Below are 19,948 nucleotides of genomic sequence, written 5' to 3' on the forward strand. Positions count from 1 at the left end.
GGTATTTTTATATCATTCAGATGGTTGGCGGCGTTGCCGTAGACAGATTAAAACCGACGCTGCGATAAACTTTGTAACGTTCGCGCGCCAACTGTTTTAAATCGTCTTCATGTGGAACAAAGTCTATCACTTCATAGAATGCGGTAGCAAAATCCGGAAATTGACTCTGTAGATTAATCAGAAGATCCCGTGGTGCGTTGCTGCGTTTACCGGGCCAGCACAGCTCCACCGGAGCTCCATATTTAGGGCCTTCACCCGCCAGATTATGTGGAACAAACTGGTCGGTATCCAACTTCCATAGTGCTTCATCCAACTGCTCTGCCTGTTGTTGGGTTTCGCAGGCTATAAGTATACGTTTTCCCATGCGCCAACGTTCAGCCGCTACGTTACAGGCCAGCGCCTCGCAGGCAGAAAGGCCCTGTGATGAGTTGCTGTGGTCAAGCAGATAAAATGATGCTGTTTTCATAGTTGGTGTTGGAGTTAGCTCTATTTATTGAGATTGCAGATAAATACATTTAAGTCAGCTTCAGAGGATATTCCGGTCGTAAAAGCAGCGTGCTTATATCTGCGTTGTACCCGACCGGAAGACCATCTGTACTTAATATCGGAGAGCGTCGGGCCTAGATTCCCTAGGGGCACTTCGTTGGCTTACGCCAAGTCGACCCCAACGGCAATCTCTCCCTCCGATTGGCTTTCTTAATAACTAAAAAAGGAGCACGTATCCAGTCTGTTTACGATTATCGCTTTTTTATTACTTAATAACTCAAGGAGCACGCATAGCGTGCTCCTTTAATCACATCAATTGACAGGATAATACCATGTCATGCGGGTAACCGAAATAAACAGCGAACTGCTTATACCTGCCCCCAATTACTCGTCGTAACTTTGGCCTGAGCGGTTGAGCAGGAACTGGGTTAATAGTGCGACCGGACGTCCGGTTGCGCCTTTGGCTTTGCCCGAGCGCCATGCGGTGCCGGCGATGTCCAGGTGTGCCCAGCTGTATTTACGAGTAAAGCGGGAGAGGAAGCAGCCCGCAGTGATCGCACCCGCAGGACGGCCGCCGATGTTGGCCATATCAGCAAAGTTAGATTCTAACTGCTCCTGATATTCATCTGCCAGCGGTAAGCGCCATGCGCGGTCACCGGCCTGTTCGGATGCACCAACCAGCTCAGTTGCCAGTGGATTATGGTTCGACATCAAACCAGTAATTTGATGGCCTAACGCAATGACACAGGCACCGGTCAGGGTGGCGATGTCAATCACCACCTCAGGTTCAAAGCGTTCAACGTAAGTTAATACGTCACACAGCACTAAGCGACCTTCCGCATCCGTGTTCAACACTTCAACGGTTTGACCTGACATCGTGGTCAGTACATCACCCGGACGATAAGCACGGCCACCCGGCATGTTTTCACAACCGGCCAGTACCCCAATGATATTTAGCGGCAGTTTCAGCTCTGCTGCTGCACGCATTACGCCATATACTGACGCTGCGCCGCACATATCATATTTCATCTCATCCATGCCTTCGGCAGGTTTGATGGAGATGCCGCCCGAGTCAAACGTCAGCCCTTTACCCACCAGAACGATAGGTTTGGCATCGGCGACCGGATTGCCTTTGTATTCAATCACTGACATCAGCGATTCATTCTGAGAACCATGACCTACCGCCAGGTAAGCATCCATTCCCAGCTCTTTCATCTGCTGTTCACCAATCACTTTAGTGATGATGTTTTCACTGAAAGCATCGGCCAGTTGACGAGCCTGAGAAGCCAGATAAGCCGCGTTACAAATATTTGGTGGCATATTGCCCAAATCTTTTGCCGCTTTAATACCAGCAGAAATTGCCAGACCGTGCTGGATGGCTTTTTCACCACAGGTCAGTTCACGGCGGGTTGGCACGCTAAGTACCATTTTGCGTAATGGACGGCGAGGCTCGACTTTGTTGCTTTTCAACTGGTCGAAAATATATAGCGCTTCTTTAGTGGTCTCGACGGCCTGACGCACATTCCAGTAAGTGTTGCGCCCTTTTACGTGCAACTCAGTCAGGAAGCAGACCGCTTCCATTGAGCCGGTGTCGTTCAGGGTATTGATGGTTTTTTGCACCACTTGTTTGTACTGGCGCTCATCAAGCTCGCGCTCTTTACCACAACCGATTAATAAAATTCTTTCTGAAAGTATGTTTGGTACATGGTGTAACAATAAAGTTTGACCAACCTTACCTTCCAGTTCACCACGGCGGAGTAACGCACTGATATAGCCATCGCTGATCTTATCCAACTGCTCGGCTATGGGTGACAGACGACGAGGTTCAAAAACACCGACGACGATACAGGCGCTACGTTGTTTTTCCGGGCTACCACTTTTTACACTGAACTCCATGCACTCTCCTGAATCTTAAAGAGACAAGGCAGGTGAGTTATGGATAGAATAGACACATCCGTAACGCCCCTGCGGTTTTTATTAACGTGACACAAATAGTGTTAATATTTTATGCCCATTAATACTATTATTAGCAATATAGGCTGCCATTATGGTAGATGTTAGTAAAAATGGCGAATTAACGATGAAAGTATCGGCTTTCCTGTAAAAAAACAAGTTTTCACAGGCGTAATTAACTTGATAATCATTAGATATCTGATCCGGGAGACATTCAAGAGCCAAATCGCAATCCTGTTTATCCTACTTCTGATCTTTTTCTGTCAGAAGCTGGTACGGGTTTTGTCGATGGCTGTTGAGGGAGATATCCCGACGAACTTAATTTTTTCCTTGCTTGGTCTCGGTATTCCCGAGATGGCTCAACTCATTTTGCCTTTGAGCTTATTCTTAGGCATTTTGATGACCTTCAGTAAGCTGTACTCGGAGAGTGAAATCACCGTGATGCACGCCTGCGGCTTAAGCAAAAACGTATTACTGATTGCCGCACTGGCCCTTTCGATACTCACCGGCGCGGCTGCCGGGATAAACTCGGCCTGGTTAGGTCCGCTGTCTGCCGAGAGTCAGGAGCGAATTATTGCCGATGCCAAAGCCAACCCAAGTTTAGGTGCGCTGGTTGAGGGGCAATTCCAGCCCTCTCAGGATGGCAATGCGGTGCTGTTCGTTGGCAAAGTAGAAGGCAATCAGTTTACCGACGTTTTTCTGGCACAGTTACGCCCTTCAGGCAACCAACGTCCTTCGGTAGTGGTGGCAGATAAAGGCCACATCGTTGAAGACCCTAGTGGCAATCAGCGGATCTTTTTAGATACCGGTACCCGCTATGAAGGTACTGCCCTGTTGCGTGACTTCCGTATTACCGATTTTACCCACTATCAGGCAGTTATCGGGCATCAGGAAGCGATGTTTGATGACAGTGATGTAGAGCAAGCCAGCATGTCTTCACTGATCGCCTCAGACAGTCATCAGGCTAAAGCCGAGCTAAACTGGCGTTTAACGCTGATTATCTCTGTGCCGCTGATGGCGCTGCTGGTGGTACCGCTAAGTGAAGTGAATCCACGTCAGGGTCGCGTAGTCAGTATGCTACCGGCGATGCTGCTGTATTTGATCTACTTCCTGTTGCAGAGCTCATTAAAATCGAACGCCAGCCGGGGAAAAATTGATCCGATGATCTGGGTTTGGGTGGTTAATCTGGGCTATTTAGCCTTGGGTATTTTACTAAATCTGTGGGATAGCATACCTTCCCGCCGCCTGCGTGCCCGGCTGAGAGGAGCGGTTTAATTTATGTTCAGCGTTTTAGACCGTTATATCGGCCGTACAATCTTCAGTACCATCATGAGTACCCTGTTTCTGCTGGTCAGCCTGTCCGGAATTATCAAATTCGTGGATCAGCTGCGTAAAACCGGTAAAGGGGATTATGACGCCTTAGGTGCGGGTCTTTACACACTGTTAAGCGTACCAAAAGATATAGAAACCTTTTTCCCGATGGCGGCACTTTTGGGTGCGTTATTAGGTTTAGGCGCACTGGCAACCCGCAGTGAACTGGTAGTGATGGAAGCCTCTGGCTTTACCCGGATGCAGATCGCTTCCGCGGTAATGAAAACCGCTATCCCTCTGGTGCTGCTCACTATGGCGATTGGCGAGTGGGTTGCTCCGCTGGGTGAACAAACCGCCCGTAATACCCGCGCTCAAATGATGTACGGTAGTTCGCTGCTTTCTACTCGCGATGGAATATGGGCAAAAGATAAGAATGACTTTATCTATATCCAAAACGTCGTAAAAGAAGACAAGCTCTCCGGCGTCAGCATTTATCATTTTGATAAACAACGTAAGCTGCTATCAGTGCGCTATGCCGGTACCGCCACTTACGATAAAAACAACAATACCTGGCAGTTATTCCAGATCGACCAATCCGACCTCAGTCAGCCTGATAAAATTGTTGGTACCCAAACTCTCAATGAAGAATGGCAAACCAACCTGACGCCAGACAAGCTGGGGGTGGTCGCCATGAACCCGGAATCCCTATCCGCCAGTGGGTTGTATGAATACAGTAAATACCTGAAGCAAAGCGGACAAGAATCTGCCCGCTATCGGCTGATTTTCTGGAACAAGGTTCTGTCACCAATATCGGTAGCGGTAATGATGCTAATGGCATTATCCTTTATCTTTGGTCCGCTGCGCAGCGTGCCAATGGGCATTCGGGTGGTCACCGGTATCAGCTTTGGTTTCATCTTCTATGTGCTTGACCAGATTTTTGGTCCACTCAGCTTGGTGTATGGCGTACCGCCATTTATTGGTGCCTTATTACCAAGCCTGCTGTTTTTAGCTATCAGTATTTTCCTGCTTAAACAAAAACGCTAAATCTCTTCAAATGGCGGTGATAACTGATATCACCGCCATTTACTTCCCCTGCTAATTATTAAAGAAGATTAAAGAGCATTGAAACACTCGATGCTCACGAGTAACATGCCATGATTAACGGTTGATTAACTTACAGGGAAAGCCGCTTTATCATCATGAAGTTACCATTGCTGTTGCCCAAATTGCTTTTGATTCTGGCCATGCTGTTTAGCGCGCCGGGGTTTGCAATGGCTACAAATCATGATGTTTGTGCCCCGGTATCCGTTACTCAGGAACACCATACCTCAATGTCACAGCATGATGCCCCAATGGATCACTGCAACGATAATGCACACTGTATGCTCTGTTTTTCCGTTGTTCCTTCCATATCACTTTCGGTTGCCACTTCCTTTGGTCATGAGACCTACCGTTTCTCTGCGGTTAGCTGGCACTCCCGTTCTCTGCAACCAGAACCCTATCCTCCCAGAAATCTCAGCGTTTAAATCATCTCGTTTAAACCGGTTAAAGCGACTTATCGGACCCTTGTCGGTATTTCAGCTTTAGCATCCAGATTTCAATCGCTGATGTGCTTATAGCCACATCATTACTCTGTTCATCATTGACGATGATCAGTTGAGGATAACATGATGAACCGTAGACTATTTTTAACTAAACTGGCTGCGGCGGTAGGTACTTTTGCCGCTGCTAAAGTGATAGCACAACCTCAACATATGGAAAAGATGTCCTCCGGACATGACATGGGAAATATGTCCCATCACAATATGGGCAATATGCCTATGGGGGAATGCATAACGGCAATTTGCTGCCGGAATCCGCCCTGCCTAAAAACCTGCCGCTGCCTGATTTGAAAAAGCTGCTTAACGCCAGCGATAAGCCGGGTTATTTCAGCGCGTCCCTTACGGCAAAACCGATTCGGGTTCAGCTAACCCCGCAGGTCGAAACCGAGTTCTGGGCCTATAACGACCAGATCCCTGGCCCTGCCATTGAAGTATTTGAAGGGGACACGGTAGAGATTCTGTTTAAAAATGAATTGCCACAACCTACCACCGTACACTGGCACGGGTTACCTGTTCCGCCGGATCAGGATGGCAACCCGCAAGATGAAGTGGCTCCCGGCGCTTCTCGCGTCTATAAATTCACTCTGCCCGAAGGTTGTGCCGGTACCTACTGGTATCATCCTCATGGACATAACACCGTCGCTGAGCAGGCATTTCGTGGTCTGGCCGGCGTGTTTATCGTTAAGCCAAAACAGGATCAACTGTCGCATATTCCGGTGCAGAACTGGCTGATCTCCGATCTCAAACTCAGTGCAGATGGTCAAATTGCACCAAACTCCATGATGGACTGGATGAACGGTCGGGAGGGACAGTTTGTTCTGATCAATGGTGCATCACACCCGGAAATTACACTAAATCAGGCAACCCGAGCTCGTCTGTGGAACGCGTGCTCGGGCCGTTATCTTAATCTGTCCCTGAATGACGCTGATATCTACCTGATAGGTACCGATGGCGGTCTGTTAGAACAGCCTTATAAACTCACCACCCTGTTGTTAACGCCGGGAGAGCGGGCAGAAATTCTGATTGTGCCGAAAAAATCTGGCACACAGAGCCTTCAGGCGCTGGCTTACGATCGCGGCAAGATGGGTTGTACCACTGAAGAAGTCACCCGCTCGCTGGCATCCATTAATCTGAAAGCGAGTCAGTTACCTGATTTACCGACGAAACTGACCAGCCTGCCTGATATCGGTAAAGCCAGCGCAGTGAAAACGCTGGAATACACCGAAACCATGGATATGGGTAAAGGCATGTCCGGCATGAACTTCCTGATTAATGGTAAAAAACACGATCCAAAACGCATCGATCTCACCAGCAAAGTGGGCGAAGTTGAGGAATGGGAAATTTTCAATAACTCCCATATGGACCATAACTTCCATCTGCACGGTACACAGTTTACCGTGGTCAGCTATCAGTTAAACGGCCAGTCACGTCTGCCGGAGTATATCGGCCATAAAGACACCATCAACCTGAAGCCTTATGAACGAGTACGCATTAAGCTGGTTCAGCAGCATAAAGGCTTACGCATGTACCACTGCCATATTCTGGAGCACGAAACGCTGGGCATGATGGGACAGTTGAATGTGATTTAATTCAACGTAAACCGGCCCAAACGACAATCGATCGGGCCGGTTTATCAATCAGAACACTCAAAATAAGATTATTTTATCTCTTGATTAGGATAAATTTTATAACTCCAGCGCTGGTCAGGATGAACGCCAGTATTAACATGAACATTAAATGTTTGCCCGGGAGGAACAGCTAACTCAAAGCTAAAGCTGTTATGCCAGAATGTTGAACCATTCACAATGTCATAGGTTCCCACCGACCACTCAGGCTGATAGCGTTGAACAACTTTACCACTCTCATCAGTAATAAATGCAGACCACCATTTGGTATTAACGGATTTAACGGTCGGCGCAGAAATACTTACGACGACAATTCCATTTGCCGGAATAGCAGAGAATTGAACTTTCATCTCTTCTGGCGTGTACATTTTAACTTTTGCGTTCTTCTCCATCTCTGACTTTAAGTATTCATAACTCATATACTTCACAGCAGTATTGGTACTAAACAGATCGGTAACCTCTGTTCGCTCACTGGTTGAACCATAGTTACTATATTTTTTTCCAACGGAATCGGCCATACATCCAGAGAGCAACACAGTCACGATTAGAGGTAGTATTATTCTAAACATATCGATATCAATCCTGTGATAGTAAGAAGAAGCATAATAACCTTATAAAATATAAGTTAATTTGACGCCAAACAACACTCATTGATATCGATATTGAAATATTTATTACAACTTATTTGATTAACTTACCCTCTAAACTGGCTGAATATTCCAGACGCTTTCAATCACTAATGGCCTATCCACTGTCACAATAGCAGGCGCTGTGTTAACACTATTTGGTGGTCCGGAAAGTGGCTCAACGCAGGCGGCATCCGGTTGTTTATTGAATACCACCATCGATGGCGCCGCTGATGACATGTTTAACTGAAGCTTACCCGGCCACAATAATGTGGCGGACATCCCCTTGTTGAAACCAAAGCAGTCGTCCCAAGGGCCCGGCTGCGGCTCGATTCGTCTACCGGTGGGCAATTCGTTATCGCCCGGCTCTTCTTGCCAGTCGGCATTAAAGCTAACCTGTAGCTCATCATCTGCATGACCAGGCACCGCCTGTGTTACATATTCCGTATCACCGATCCACTTGGCAAACCAGGGATGCCAGCCAGCCGCGGCAGGAAATGGTTCACTCGCAGTCTTAACCATCAGGCTGATCAGCAGTGCATCTTCCTGTAGTTCGAAACGTTGAATCACCTCGCCACGCCACGCCACGGCCAGGGTTGTTCTAACTTAAAGCTAAACGTCGCGGAATCGCCGGTGGTTTCTATCATCTTCCAGGCCGCGAAACAGGCCATACCATGCAGAGCATGAGGCGCTTTATTCATCGGTAGTGAATAGCGTTGACCTTCAAACTCAAGTTGTGCATTTCCCATCCGCCCTACCCAGGGAATCATCGGGAAACTACCATATTGAAAAGCGCGTCGCTGTGGATTCCACTGGCGTAATAGTTCGTAGCCAAACGCATTAAGCGAAGCTAAACGACAGCCATCCTCAGGGTAAATCACCGCCTTAATAGCACCTTTACTGAGTACTACTTTTGGCCCACGCGGGCCAGCCCAGGGCGCATCAAATGCTTGTCTGACGGCCATATACGAGTTGTTGTCTAAAACCATGGTCATGTTTATTTATCCTCGGTTAATAATATTTTTAGTCGTTATTTAGTTTGAGGGTCACCATAGTTCACGCGAATTAACTGCACGCAAACCAACGAGATAACGGATATTCCGGCAAAATAGGCGGCCACATACCAGGGTTTACTACCACCTAACGCCAGCAACGATGAAGCAATTAACGGCGTCATCCCACCGAGAATGGCGGAAAACTGATAGGCGAATGACAAACCGGTATAACGCACTTTGGTACCAAACATCCGAACAAACATGGTCGGTTGAACGGCGAACATCATGGTTGGACCAAAGTTATAACCAACAATCATGGCAAACCAGATAACTACCGGCTGCTGGGTTTCCAGCAAGAAGAAGAACGGGAAAGCGAACAGCATACAAAAAGCTGCACCGGCCATATACAACGGACGCTGCCCTACCCGATCGGAAATCCAGCCAATCAGCGGGCAACTAATTAACCCAATAGCAGAAGCGATCAACATCCCGGTGAGGGGAATTTGCCTGTCCATTGCCAACTGAGTTGATAAATAGGCAATACCAAACGCATTGATAATATTAGAAGAGACGGTTTCCGCTAAACGCGCTCCCAGAGCCAAAAAAATATTACGAGGATGACGGCGGAACAGCTCAATAATGGGCAGTGACTCTTTTTTCTTCCACTGCTGCCCGCTCTCGTCTCGCTGAGCCATCGGTACCGTCAGGATTGCCTGCTTCTCCGCGATCACTTCCCGTTTGGCATGTTTGAAGTCACCCGTTTCTTCCGTGTGAATACGGATATACATACCAACAATCAGCATCACTGCCGACAGCAGAAAAGGAATACGCCATCCCCAGGCCATAAACTGCTCCTGAGTCAGTAAACCATTACATAAAGCAAACACCCCGGTTGCCAGCATAATCCCGGCAGAAGCCGCCGTTTGCGGCAACGACCCCAGAAAACCGCGCTTGCTTTGAGGTGCCGATTCAATGGTCATCAGCGCAGCACCGCCGTACTCACCGCCTAAACCAAAACCCTGAATCAACCGCAGAATCACTAACAGTGCAGGAGCCCAAACCCCGGCATTGGCGTAAGTCGGTAATAATCCGATTAAGAAAGTGGATATACCTACAATCACCAGCGTCCAGATTAGGGTAACTTTTCGACCAATTTTGTCGCCATAATGCCCAAAAACAATGCCCCCTAATGGGCGAGCCAAAAAGCCTACGCCAAAAGTAGCAAACGCAGCGATAGTACCAACTACCGGATCTTCCTGCGGGAAAAATAGTGGGCCAAAAACCAGCCCTGCTGCCGTACCAAAAATGAAAAAGTCATACCACTCCAGCAAAGCACCGGCGAAGCTGGCTGCAACCACCTTACGCATTGCAGCATCGGGTAATCCGTCATTGGCAATATGATTTTTATCCACGTCCATACTTTGTTCCTCCGTGCTACCAGCCTGAGCCGATACAGGCGCTATGACCAATAACAACGATATTGCTGAGGATTAGCAGCAATCACCGGCAGAACGTTTGTTCTGCCGGTGCATGGTGTTAACGACTCGGCTTCTCAGACTCAATCAGTGCCAATACTTCTTCGTCTTCGGCATCAACGTTGGCACCAATAGGTTCCCAACGAATGCACAGACAGGTGGCAAAACCGATGAACGGCACAATCGCCAGCCAGAAAAATGCCTGAGTATTCAACGCCCCCCATAACATTGGCCAGAAGATTAATCCGGCAATCGCTCCGGTACGCATAATTGCCCGGGCAAAACCCACACCCGCAGGGCGAATACTTGGAGGATACGACAGGGTTGCAATGGTCATCCCTAAACCGCCAGGTCCGGCAGAATGGAAGAAGATTATCGAACCTAACAGCGCCAGCGACAGCCACGGATTTGTGGTAGCCAGTAAGCCCAACGCAATCAGTGCAATAGTGACCATCGCAAAACCAAACATCGACTGACGGCGAGCACCAAACTTACTGACGATCAGCGAGCCAATGGCACCACCGGTTACGCCGCACAAGGCATTCACCACCGCAGAACCGGTTAATGCTCCGGTGAGCCCGCCACTTAATATTCCCGCCAGCGTCAGCGGCAAGTAGACCCCTACGGCGTTGTACTGCCAGGCCTGCATGGTGGCAACAATACAGCCCAAAATGGTGCGACGACGATACTTCTGATTAAACAGAATACGGTACACCCCTTCGATTTTGACCTTTTGTTCACCTTCTGGTTGGTGCTGGATTTGCTCACCCACCGTGGCATCAATGCCGTAGCGCTGTTTTAAAATCTTGCATGCTAAGGCATATTTACCGACCCGCGCCGCCCACATGGCCGATTCACCAATAAACACATAGCGTAACACCATGACTAATACAGCAAAGCCTGCACCAATAAAAATGCCATAACGCCATAACTGACCATCAGCCACTTCTGACAGATGCAAAGGAATCAATACCAGATAGACAACCGTGGTGGAGACATACCATCCCATTTGCCATAAGTTAACCGAAGAACCCGACTTCTTCGACGATGTTCCGCGTAGTTCAGCTACCGCACTGGTTGCCAGCGGGAAGTCGATACCCAGACCAAATCCCATAATCACCCGTGACACCAGAACCCACCAGATATTAGGCGCAAACGCCACCGCCGCTGCACCAATGGTGCATAGCCCCATTCCAATCAAAAAAGCTTTACGTTGACCAAAGGTATTAATCACCCGGTTTGCCAGCAGGCCACCAATCAGTGCCGCCACCAATACCGAGGCGTTAACGGTCGCCGCCAGTCCGGGAGAAATACCAAACTCTGCTGCAATAAACTTGTTACCAAAACCTACCATCGCTGCCTGATAGGCATCGATTAAAATTCCACCCAGCGCAATCAGAACGATGCCAATATTCGAGCGCAGTGCCGCATGATTATTGACAATATCGATGACATCCTGAGGGCGACTTATCCGATATGTCGTTCGGGCTGAAGTCTGTGTCATGTTTGTATCCTTACTATTTCAGTAATAGATTAATTTTTGTTTTCAGCTGAAAAGCCGGTAAGCCGGGCAGATAGATTCTGTTTAGTTCATTGGTTATATTCAGAACTCAACCGCCCGGAGATAAACAAACAACAAGGTTATAATTAGCCAGACAACAGCCGGTTATTGTTCAAACTTAATCAGTACTTTGATTGAAGCGGGTTGTTTAGCACGGGCAAATGCCTCCGATGCCTGACTGACCGGGAAAACATCCGTTACCAGATCGGTCGTATCGAACAGACCATCCGCCAACCAGCCAATCACCACATCAAAATCTTCCGGCACATACATGCCCGAACTGATCAAATCCCGTTCAAAACGCTGCATGCTCGGTAGTGGAATCTCACGAGGACCACTCGGAACCCCCATACAAACCACGGTTCCCCCGGCCATGACTTTGGTACAGGCATCCGTTATCGTGGCCTGTGAGGCAACAACGTCAATGACGCCAGTAAAGCGTTCGTCATCCGCCAGCTCTCCCGGAGCCAATGCTCGGTATGCACCATATTTAATTGCCAGTTCGCGTTTTTTGCTGTCCGGCTCCACCACGGTGATCTTTTCTGCCCCCATAATGCGCAGCGCCTGAATCACCGACAAACCAATAGTACCGGCACCGATAACCAGCACGATTTCACGCGACGCTTTAGGCATACGGTTAACGCAGTAGCGGGCGCAAGCCGCTGGCTCTGCAAATGCCAGAACGTTCATCGGTAATGATTTTGGTGCGATATGCAGATTTCTGGCAGGAACCACATGGGAAGATCGGGCAAAACCCGGCGCCCGGAATCCGGCAACCTGAGGCGGCTCACACAAATTAAAACGCCCCGCTTTACAGGCACGACACTCCATACAGGCCATAATCGGGTCGACAACCACATGGTCGCCAACGCTGACATTGGTGACGCCAGAACCTATTTCTTTAACTACTGCGGCAATTTCATGCCCCGGAACAATCGGCGGCTTGGCAAATGGGTGACCATCGGCCAGAACGTGGAGATCGGAACCACAAATCCCCAAATAAACGGGTGCAATACGCACTTCATGGGCCGCCAGAGGCTTAACCGGCAGATCGTGATATTCAGTGGTCACTTCCCCTACCGCTGAGAATAAGACATTCGTGACTTTGCTCATCATAAAGATCCTTACCAATCATAAAGAAGCTGTTATTCAGGCCGTCGGATTGATGGTTATCCGACGCCCATCAGAAAAAGTGCAGCGGTGCGGTCTGTCAGAACTCTGCCGCTTTACCGCTACTGCCAAACAAGCGAATTTTTTCTCTTACCCGCTGTTGCATAAACTCAGAACCGCGCCCCAAAGAGATCGCCAGCGTGTATTCATCAGGTTCTTTGGCTAACACATCAAGTACACCTTCAGTAAATGCCTGACGCAGCTCGGTATCCACATTCACTTTGGCAACACCCAGTGAAATCGCACGACGAATTTGCTCATCGGGCACGCCAGAACCACCGTGCAACACAATCGGTTTTTTCACCGTGTCGCGAATTTCACTTAAGCGCTGAAAAGCCAGTTTGGGTTCCTGCTTATACATTCCATGAGCGGTACCAATCGACACCGCCAGATAGTCCACGGAGGTTTGTTCGGCAAAAGCTAACGCCTCTTCACAACTGGTAATAAAGGCATCTTTCTCATCAACGGAAATATCGTCTTCCGTTCCTCCGATTTTACCGATTTCTCCTTCAGAACCTATCCCTAAAGCGTGTGAAACCTGCGCTACCGCATGCGTGATCCTGACATTCTCTTCAAAACTCAGGTGTGAACCGTCAAACATCACCGAATGAAACCCGGCCCGTACCGCCTGCATGGTTTGTTCAAAGCTGCGGCTGTGGTCCAGATGAATACATACCGGCACAGAACACTCCGCCATAAACGCATCCACCATCTTTTTCATTGGCTGTAAACCCAGAGTATTAATCACCCGCTGACCAATCTGGATCATCACCGGTGACTGCTCCTGCTCGGCAGCCAGCAAAATAGCGCGAATAGTTTCAGCGTTATGGGCACTGAAAGCACCAATGGCATAGCCACCTTTCCAGGCCTGTTGAATCATCTGTTTACCCGATAAATACGGCATTATTTTCTTCTCCCTTAATTTCTGTTTACGGTTGGGTTATAGGCTGTTGGTTATGCTTCGCTACGACCGGAAATTTTTCGCACATGGGCCAGAATGGCGGTCCAGTCTTGTTTGCCACGACCATCTGCACGGGCCTGGCTATATACTTCACGCGCAGCCGCACCAAGCGGCATTGGCACATGCAGTTGATTGGCGACATCCAGCGCGATACCTAAATCTTTGTGGGCAAGATCGATCATAAAGGCAGGGCTGAGGTCACCTTTCAGCACTTTATTTGGCCAGCTGGTAGTAAAGTGCCCTTTTCCCGCTGGCGTGTTGGACATCACCTGAATAGCCACCTCTAAAGGCAGACCAAGCGCCTCACACATCACTGCCGCTTCCGCTGACAGGGCATTTAACGCAATGCTCATATAGTTATTAATCAGCTTGACCCGAATCCCCATGCCCGGACCGGAACAGTTGACCAGCTCAGAACCCATACACATCAAAACGGGTTTGGCTTTTTCTACCTGCGTCTCCGTTCCTCCGGCTAAAATCAACAGCGTACCGGCAATGGCATGGTCAGAAGTGCGCCCTACCGGTGCGTCCATATAGCTGAAACCCTGTTGTGACATTTTTTGACACAAACGATCGCTCTGTAATGGATGAATGGTGGACATATCAATCACCAGTGCCTGTTTTGACAACGACTCATTCACCCCGCCATCGCCAAACAGCACCTGCTCAACCAAATCACCATTCGGCAGCATGGTAATCACGTACTCAGCACCTGAAGCCGCAGCCGATGGGCTATCAGCACCTTTTGCCCCCAGGCCAGTTAATACGTCAACCGCCTGACGGTTAACGTCATACACGCTGAGCTGATGTCCTTTTTTAATCAGGTTAGCGGCCATCGGAGCGCCCATCTGTCCCAATCCAATAAATGCTACGAATGCCATCCCCTACCTCCTGATCACTATTGATAGAAACTGTTCGTTTTTGTCATTTTTAAAATTGAATTTGATGTTATTTGTAATTTTAAGTAATTAAAGTGACACAAATCACTCTTTAAGCATTTATTTGAATTAAAATGGACAGCAATACGACAATATCTGACAATAATGAAAAAGGAGCCGGACAATGATAAAGATCGCCTGTATTGGTATTGCGGTTCAGGACCGCCTGTATTACGTGGAAAAGCTGCCTCATGGCGGTGGAAAATATGTCGCACAGGATTATAAAGAGATCGGCGGTGGGCCCGCAGCGACAGCGGCGGTTGCCATTGCACGACTCGGAGCGCAGGTCGATTTTATCGGCAGGTTAGGCGATGATGCGGCAGGAAAAACACTGTTGTCAGAACTGGAATCATCCGGTGTGAATACCTCTCTGACCAAAGTCTTCAGTCAGGCTCGCTCCTCACAATCGGCGGTGTTGGTGGATCAGCAGGGCGAACGTATTATTATTAATCACCCCAGTCCTGACCTTCCTGATGACCCCGACTGGATGAAGCAAATTGATTTCAGCCAGTACGATCTGGTACTGGCGGATGTCCGCTGGCATCAGGGCGCTGAGTACGCCTTTACTCAGGCCAGAGCGGCCGATGTTCCTACCTTACTAGATGCAGACATTACTCCCCAAAACATCCTGCCATTAATTCAGTTGGCGGATCATGCGGCCTTTTCTGAACCGGGATTAATCAAAGCGACCGGTGAGAACGATGTGACAAAAGCGCTCACGCAGGCAGATCGGATGACGCCGGGAACCGTGTATGTGACCAGGGGAAAATCCGGCTGTTTTTGGCTGCAACAGCAAGCACTACAACATCAGCCAGGTTTTAAGGTGAAGGTAGTAGACACCACCGGAGCCGGGGATGTATTCCACGGTGCACTGGCTTTAGCAATAGCAGAAAAACAGCCGCTGGCGCAGGCCGTACGCTTTGCCAATACGGTTGCGGCACTAAAATGTACCCAGCCGGGAGGACGGGCAGGTATTCCGGATCGCCATCAAACTGACGCCTTTTTGTCACTTTGTGTATAGAATAGTCACCATGCAAGCGAAGCGATGTCAATTTATGGGAGACAGAGGATGGAATTGACGGAACTAACGGGTAATCCGAGGCACGACCATCTGATTACCCTGATAGCCGAACACGGCTATATGAATATCGAAGATCTGGCACAGATTTTAGATGTTTCCACTCAGACGGTGCGGCGAGATATTCGTAAGTTAAGCGAGTTGGGGCTGATTTCACGGCATCATGGCGGTGCGGGTCGCCCTTCCAGCGTAACGAATACCGCTTTTGAACAGCGTGAAATTTCCTATACCAATGAGAAAATTGCCATTGCCCGCAGCATTGCCGAGTACATTCCAGATGGCTGTACGTTGTTTATGACCATTGGTACCACGGTAGAACACGTTGCCAGAGCGCTGGAGGTGCGTAAAAACTTACGGGTTATCACCAATAGCCTGCGCGCTGCCCATATTCTGTATAAACACACCTCATTTGAAGTCATGGTTCCCGGTGGAACCATTCGCCCCCATAACGGCGGAATTATTGGCCCCAGCGCGGTGTCGTTTGTTGAAGGCTTTCGCGCTGACTACCTGATTACCAGTATGGGTGCCATTGAGAATGACGGCAGCATTCTGGAGTTTGATGTTAATGAAGCTGCCATAGTAAAAGCGATGATCGCCCATTCTCGCCATATGCTACTGGCAGCCGATCACACCAAATATCATGCCTCTGCGGCGGTAGAGATTGGTAATGTGAATCAGGCAACTGCCCTGTTTACCGATGAGATGCCGCCGGTACAGCTGGCTTCCTATTTGAAACAGCAGCAGGTAGAGATCCACGTTTCCACTCCGGAAAAATAGTGTATGGCTCTGCCATTGCCCCCGGTTTTTTTATCCGGGGGCAATATTTAATACCGCTCCAAAGTCTGATCTTTCTCCCCCGTTTCCCCCAAAGATTTATCGATTCAAATCACACTTTAGCTATTTAATAGCCAATTTCTCGAATAATGGTTGAATTGTTTTTCCTCTCTCTATATGTTTTCTGTAACGGTTCACTAAAACGTTACAGAAGAAAAAATGAACAATGCTTTAGAGAATAAAGTCTGATGGTATCCGCCCTACCGGAAAGGACTTTATTACTTAAAAATCAATAGCGTGAAGACTATAGGAAAATAATCATGAGCGACAAGATTCAGCATTCTTTACGAAAGACTTTAGTGTGTACCTGTATGGGCTTAACCATGATGGCTGGATTAGCCATCAGCAGCCTGGCTAACGCCGCGCCAACCGTCTCGTTTCGCGTTTATTCCTCATTGCCTGCTGACGAAAACTCAGCTCACTACGTTTGGTTTCAGCGTTTCCAGAACAATCTGGAAGCCAATGAGAATCTAAAAGGCAAAATCAAACTGAATTACTTCCCTAACGGTATGTTAGGCAAAGAGGCCGATGCTACTCAGCAAGTGCGTATTGGCGCCATCAATATGATGATTTCCGGCAGCTACGCTGGTGCCTGAAGTCGGCGTGCTGGACTTAGGTTATCTGTTTAAAGACTACGACCACGTTGGCCGTGCGCTGGATGGCAAACCGGGCAAACAGTTGTCCGATATGATGATGCAAAAAGCGAACGTCATGGTACTGGGCTATGGCTATAGTCTGGGGGCTCGCAACATCTACACCAAGAAAGTGGTGGATAGCCCGGCCGATCTGAAAAACTTAAAAGTTCGCGTATTACCGGTGCCTAACTTTATTGCCACCCTCAACAGTATGGGAACGGTTGCCATTCCAATGCCCGGTGGTGAAGTCTATTCCGGCCTGCAAATGGGCGTCATTGACGGCGTTGAACACGATGCTGCCACGGTGTTCGCCAGCAAATATTATGAAATTGCTAAAAATGCCACCCTCACCCAGCACATTTACAACCCGGTGCTGATTGCCATGAATAAAGCCTCATTTGAACGCATTCCGGAAAACCTGCGCGCCGACGTACTGGCAGCAGCAACCGAAGCCACCAACTATGAGCGTCAGCAATCACAATCGATGGAAAAAAATGCCATTGTCGAGCTGGAGAAAAAAGCGTGGTGTTTAAAGCCACCGACCGGGACTATTTCAAACAACAAGTTCAGCCGGTATGGGATGAATTTATTACCAAATATCCGGATATCAAACCTATCGTTGATGAAATTACCAGCGCTGAAAATAAATAATTAATTAGAAAGGTTATTCCAGAAATAACAGCTGGGCGCAGAGATACTCCCCTCTATCGCTCCGGGGATCCCTGCGCCGTTATTTCACGGGCTGACCACCGACAGAGGTACATTATGTCAGACTCCTCTCTTATCGAAAAAGAGATCGGCACGGCGGAAACCACGCCAGTATCAGGCCCGAGAGATATTATGATTCTCAGCAGCCTGAGTCGATTCCTTACCAAAATTACCGCCGGGGCGGGCGCCTTAGTGCTGTTTATTAACGTAGTGGTGGTATTCGCTTCCGTTATCTGGCGCTATGCCCTGCACTCACCGCTGCACTGGGCTGAAGAGGTCGCCAGAGCGTTAATGATTGCGCTGGTCTTCTTTGGTGTCGCCACCTCTACCGGTCGCGGAGGCCATATCGGCGTAGACCTGTTTTTACGCTTCCTGCCGCCGCACGTTCGCCCTTATGTGGTACACGCCAGCCGTTGGATACTGTTTATGGTTTCTATCGGTCTGGTAATTTCAAGTTACGATCTGGTTCAGGCCGCCCGCCTGCAAACCACAGAAACCGGCCTGCCACAGGTTATCTACGTCATTCCGGTATTTATTGGTTCAGTCGTGATGGTGGTGGCCGCACTGGAACACGCGCTGCGTGAAAGACTGAGAGTAGTGATGCTGAGCGCCGTGGCTATCGCAATATTAGTCGCCATTGGCTATGCCAAACTGTCATTTATGGATGACCCTTCCTCTGCGGCAGCGGTATTAATGCTCTCCTGCTTTGTGTTAGGTATTCTGGCCGGTGTGCCCATTGCCTTTACGCTCGGCATGTCAGCCATGGTGTTCTTTATTTGTGACCCATCGCTACCGTTTGTCTTCTTCTCTCAGCAGGTTGCTGCCGGTGTTGACCACTTTGTATTGCTGGCGATTCCGTTCTTCCTGTTGGCCGGTGCCGCGATGGAAGTCAACGGTATGTCCACCCGACTGGTTGAACTGATTGTACGCGGTATGGGTAAATTCCGCGGCGGTCTGAATATGACCACCGTGCTGGCCATGGCGTTCTTCTCCGGTATTTCCGGCTCCAAGCTGGCAGACGTTGCCGCCGTAGGCGGAGTATTAATGCCGGCAGTACGTCGGGCCAAGCAGGACAGTGAAGAAGCCGCCGGTGTATTTGCTGCCTCGGCCATGATGGCAGAAACCATCCCACCTTGCGTTAACCTGATTGTATTAGGCTTTGTCGCCAACATCTCCATTGGCGCGCTGTTTATCGCCGGTCTGGTGCCTGCGGCCTGTCTGCTGGTGCTGTTACTGATTGCCGCTAACTTCTTTGGCAAACGTATCAGTATCTCCGACGCCTATCCGATCCTACGCCCACGCAAGCAACTGCTGCTGGGTGCTGCGGTTGGCCTGATTATGATTCTGATGATTGGCCGCGGCGTGGTTGCCGGTATTGCTACTTCCACTGAGATCTCCGCTTTCGCTGTGGTGTACGCCCTGGTAGTTGGTCGTCTGGCCTTTGGTGAACTGACGTTAAAAGCGACGGTAAAACTGTTTGTGGATATCGCGGCGATGTCCGGCGTGCTGCTGTTTATCGTGGCCTGTGCCACCAGCCTCTCTTATGCCCTGACTATCCAGATGATTCCGCAAATGATTGCTGACGCACTGGTTGCCATCGGTTTTAGCCACGGTGCCTGGCTGTTCCTGATACTGACTATCGTAATTCTGATTATCTTTGGTGCCGTACTGGAAGGGGCTCCGGCGCTGATTATCTTCGCTCCGATTCTGGTACCGATTGCGGTTCAACTGGGTTTCGATCCGCTGCACTTCGGTATTGTAATGGTGCTGGCAATGGGCTTTGGCCTGTTTTCACCGCCAATCGGGCTCGGACTCTATACCACTTGCGCCATTTGCGGCGTAGAGATGAAAAACGTCATTCGCCCGATGCTGAAATATCTGGCCGTGGTTATGGTCGGGATCATCGTGGTGGCCATGGTGCCAACTATCACAGTTTGGTTGCCAAGACTGATGGGTTACTAACACTCATTTACGGCAATGTCCGATATTGC

At 49.1% G+C, this 19,948-nt stretch carries 16 protein-coding genes and 2 pseudogenes; 9 read left to right on the forward strand and 9 right to left on the reverse strand.

What is annotated here, in order from left to right; genetic code table 11:
* Positions 1-16: 16 nt before the first annotated feature.
* Positions 17-466 carry a DNA polymerase III subunit chi gene (locus tag EKN56_RS14600; RefSeq protein ID WP_130592456.1) on the reverse strand — a complete coding sequence of 150 codons (450 nt, stop codon included), beginning with the start codon at positions 464-466 and terminating at the stop codon, positions 17-19.
* 404 nt (positions 467-870) lie between these two features.
* A complete protein-coding gene (pepA, locus tag EKN56_RS14605) occupies positions 871-2,382 on the reverse strand; it encodes a leucyl aminopeptidase (protein WP_130592457.1) in 1,512 nt (503 codons plus the stop codon).
* 237 nt (positions 2,383-2,619) lie between these two features.
* On the opposite strand from pepA, the gene lptF reads away from it, so the two are divergent.
* The 5 genes from lptF to EKN56_RS14630 all read left to right on the forward strand — a co-directional run bounded on the left by lptF (position 2,620) and on the right by EKN56_RS14630 (position 6,940).
* Positions 2,620-3,714 (forward strand): LPS export ABC transporter permease LptF, encoded by a 1,095-nt coding sequence (gene lptF, locus EKN56_RS14610; protein WP_130592458.1) that lies wholly within the window; start codon positions 2,620-2,622, stop codon positions 3,712-3,714.
* A 3-nt stretch (positions 3,715-3,717) separates the two neighbouring features.
* Complete coding sequence (gene lptG, locus EKN56_RS14615; RefSeq protein WP_130592459.1) at positions 3,718-4,794, forward strand: LPS export ABC transporter permease LptG; 1,077 nt, start codon at positions 3,718-3,720, stop codon at positions 4,792-4,794.
* A gap of 227 nt (positions 4,795-5,021) precedes the next feature.
* A complete protein-coding gene (locus tag EKN56_RS14620; RefSeq protein ID WP_130592460.1) occupies positions 5,022-5,276 on the forward strand; it encodes a hypothetical protein in 255 nt (84 codons plus the stop codon).
* Between the two features lie 141 nt (positions 5,277-5,417).
* Entirely contained in the window at positions 5,418-5,642 is a 225-nt protein-coding gene (locus EKN56_RS21300; protein WP_130592461.1) for a hypothetical protein, read from the forward strand.
* Entirely contained in the window at positions 5,579-6,940 is a 1,362-nt protein-coding gene (locus EKN56_RS14630) for a multicopper oxidase family protein (protein WP_130592462.1), read from the forward strand. The genes EKN56_RS21300 and EKN56_RS14630 overlap by 64 nt, the downstream gene beginning before the upstream one ends.
* Positions 6,941-7,008: 68 nt before the next feature.
* Here EKN56_RS14630 and EKN56_RS14635 read toward each other — a convergent pair whose 3' ends face one another.
* The 7 genes and pseudogenes from EKN56_RS14635 to yihU all read right to left on the reverse strand — a co-directional run bounded on the left by EKN56_RS14635 (position 7,009) and on the right by yihU (position 14,645).
* On the reverse strand, positions 7,009-7,494 hold the full coding sequence (locus EKN56_RS14635) for a hypothetical protein (protein ID WP_130592463.1): 486 nt from the start codon (positions 7,492-7,494) through the stop codon (positions 7,009-7,011).
* A 183-nt stretch (positions 7,495-7,677) separates the two neighbouring features.
* Positions 7,678-8,597, reverse strand: a pseudogene (locus EKN56_RS14640) (aldose epimerase family protein).
* A gap of 35 nt (positions 8,598-8,632) precedes the next feature.
* Positions 8,633-10,015 (reverse strand): MFS transporter, encoded by a 1,383-nt coding sequence (locus EKN56_RS14645; RefSeq protein ID WP_130592464.1) that lies wholly within the window; start codon positions 10,013-10,015, stop codon positions 8,633-8,635.
* Between the two features lie 118 nt (positions 10,016-10,133).
* Positions 10,134-11,576, reverse strand: coding sequence for an MFS transporter (locus EKN56_RS14650; protein WP_130592465.1), 1,443 nt, complete (start codon positions 11,574-11,576; stop codon positions 10,134-10,136).
* A gap of 162 nt (positions 11,577-11,738) precedes the next feature.
* Positions 11,739-12,746 (reverse strand): zinc-dependent alcohol dehydrogenase, encoded by a 1,008-nt coding sequence (locus tag EKN56_RS14655; protein WP_130593723.1) that lies wholly within the window; start codon positions 12,744-12,746, stop codon positions 11,739-11,741.
* A 97-nt stretch (positions 12,747-12,843) separates the two neighbouring features.
* Positions 12,844-13,707, reverse strand: a complete 864-nt coding sequence (locus EKN56_RS14660) for a class II fructose-bisphosphate aldolase (RefSeq protein ID WP_130592466.1) — start codon at positions 13,705-13,707, stop codon at positions 12,844-12,846.
* A 50-nt stretch (positions 13,708-13,757) separates the two neighbouring features.
* On the reverse strand, positions 13,758-14,645 hold the full coding sequence (gene yihU / locus EKN56_RS14665) for a sulfolactaldehyde 3-reductase (protein WP_130592467.1): 888 nt from the start codon (positions 14,643-14,645) through the stop codon (positions 13,758-13,760).
* Between the two features lie 181 nt (positions 14,646-14,826).
* On the opposite strand from yihU, the gene EKN56_RS14670 reads away from it, so the two are divergent.
* The 4 genes and pseudogenes from EKN56_RS14670 to EKN56_RS14685 all read left to right on the forward strand — a co-directional run bounded on the left by EKN56_RS14670 (position 14,827) and on the right by EKN56_RS14685 (position 19,919).
* Entirely contained in the window at positions 14,827-15,723 is an 897-nt protein-coding gene (locus tag EKN56_RS14670; protein WP_130592468.1) for a sugar kinase, read from the forward strand.
* Between the two features lie 48 nt (positions 15,724-15,771).
* Complete coding sequence (locus tag EKN56_RS14675; RefSeq protein WP_130592469.1) at positions 15,772-16,557, forward strand: DeoR/GlpR family DNA-binding transcription regulator; 786 nt, start codon at positions 15,772-15,774, stop codon at positions 16,555-16,557.
* A gap of 566 nt (positions 16,558-17,123) precedes the next feature.
* A pseudogene (locus tag EKN56_RS14680) lies at positions 17,124-17,904 on the forward strand (TRAP transporter substrate-binding protein).
* Positions 17,905-18,014: 110 nt separating this feature from the next.
* The gene (locus EKN56_RS14685; protein WP_130592470.1) at positions 18,015-19,919 is read left to right on the forward strand and encodes a TRAP transporter large permease; all 1,905 of its coding nucleotides are present in this window, start codon (positions 18,015-18,017) and stop codon (positions 19,917-19,919) included.
* The last annotated feature ends 29 nt before the right edge of the window (positions 19,920-19,948 follow it).

This window comes from Limnobaculum zhutongyuii (genome assembly GCF_004295645.1).
Classification (GTDB): Bacteria; Pseudomonadota; Gammaproteobacteria; order Enterobacterales; family Enterobacteriaceae; genus Limnobaculum; species Limnobaculum zhutongyuii.

What these genes read in the sequence shown, in the direction of transcription:
- EKN56_RS14635 (WP_130592463.1), bottom strand. Translation starts at nt 7,494, where the DNA reads ATGGCCGATTCCGTTGGAAAAAAATATAGTAACTATGGTTCAACCAGT.
- EKN56_RS21300 (WP_130592461.1), top strand. Translation starts at nt 5,418, where the DNA reads ATGATGAACCGTAGACTATTTTTAACTAAACTGGCTGCGGCGGTAGGT.
- EKN56_RS14630 (WP_130592462.1), top strand. Translation starts at nt 5,579, where the DNA reads ATGCATAACGGCAATTTGCTGCCGGAATCCGCCCTGCCTAAAAACCTG.
- EKN56_RS14650 (WP_130592465.1), bottom strand. Translation starts at nt 11,576, where the DNA reads ATGACACAGACTTCAGCCCGAACGACATATCGGATAAGTCGCCCTCAG.
- EKN56_RS14620 (WP_130592460.1), top strand. Translation starts at nt 5,022, where the DNA reads ATGGCTACAAATCATGATGTTTGTGCCCCGGTATCCGTTACTCAGGAA.
- EKN56_RS14670 (WP_130592468.1), top strand. Translation starts at nt 14,827, where the DNA reads ATGATAAAGATCGCCTGTATTGGTATTGCGGTTCAGGACCGCCTGTAT.
- lptG (WP_130592459.1), top strand. Translation starts at nt 3,718, where the DNA reads ATGTTCAGCGTTTTAGACCGTTATATCGGCCGTACAATCTTCAGTACC.
- pepA (WP_130592457.1), bottom strand. Translation starts at nt 2,382, where the DNA reads ATGGAGTTCAGTGTAAAAAGTGGTAGCCCGGAAAAACAACGTAGCGCC.
- EKN56_RS14660 (WP_130592466.1), bottom strand. Translation starts at nt 13,707, where the DNA reads ATGCCGTATTTATCGGGTAAACAGATGATTCAACAGGCCTGGAAAGGT.
- EKN56_RS14675 (WP_130592469.1), top strand. Translation starts at nt 15,772, where the DNA reads ATGGAATTGACGGAACTAACGGGTAATCCGAGGCACGACCATCTGATT.
- EKN56_RS14685 (WP_130592470.1), top strand. Translation starts at nt 18,015, where the DNA reads ATGTCAGACTCCTCTCTTATCGAAAAAGAGATCGGCACGGCGGAAACC.
- yihU (WP_130592467.1), bottom strand. Translation starts at nt 14,645, where the DNA reads ATGGCATTCGTAGCATTTATTGGATTGGGACAGATGGGCGCTCCGATG.
- EKN56_RS14645 (WP_130592464.1), bottom strand. Translation starts at nt 10,015, where the DNA reads ATGGACGTGGATAAAAATCATATTGCCAATGACGGATTACCCGATGCT.
- EKN56_RS14600 (WP_130592456.1), bottom strand. Translation starts at nt 466, where the DNA reads ATGAAAACAGCATCATTTTATCTGCTTGACCACAGCAACTCATCACAG.
- EKN56_RS14655 (WP_130593723.1), bottom strand. Translation starts at nt 12,746, where the DNA reads ATGAGCAAAGTCACGAATGTCTTATTCTCAGCGGTAGGGGAAGTGACC.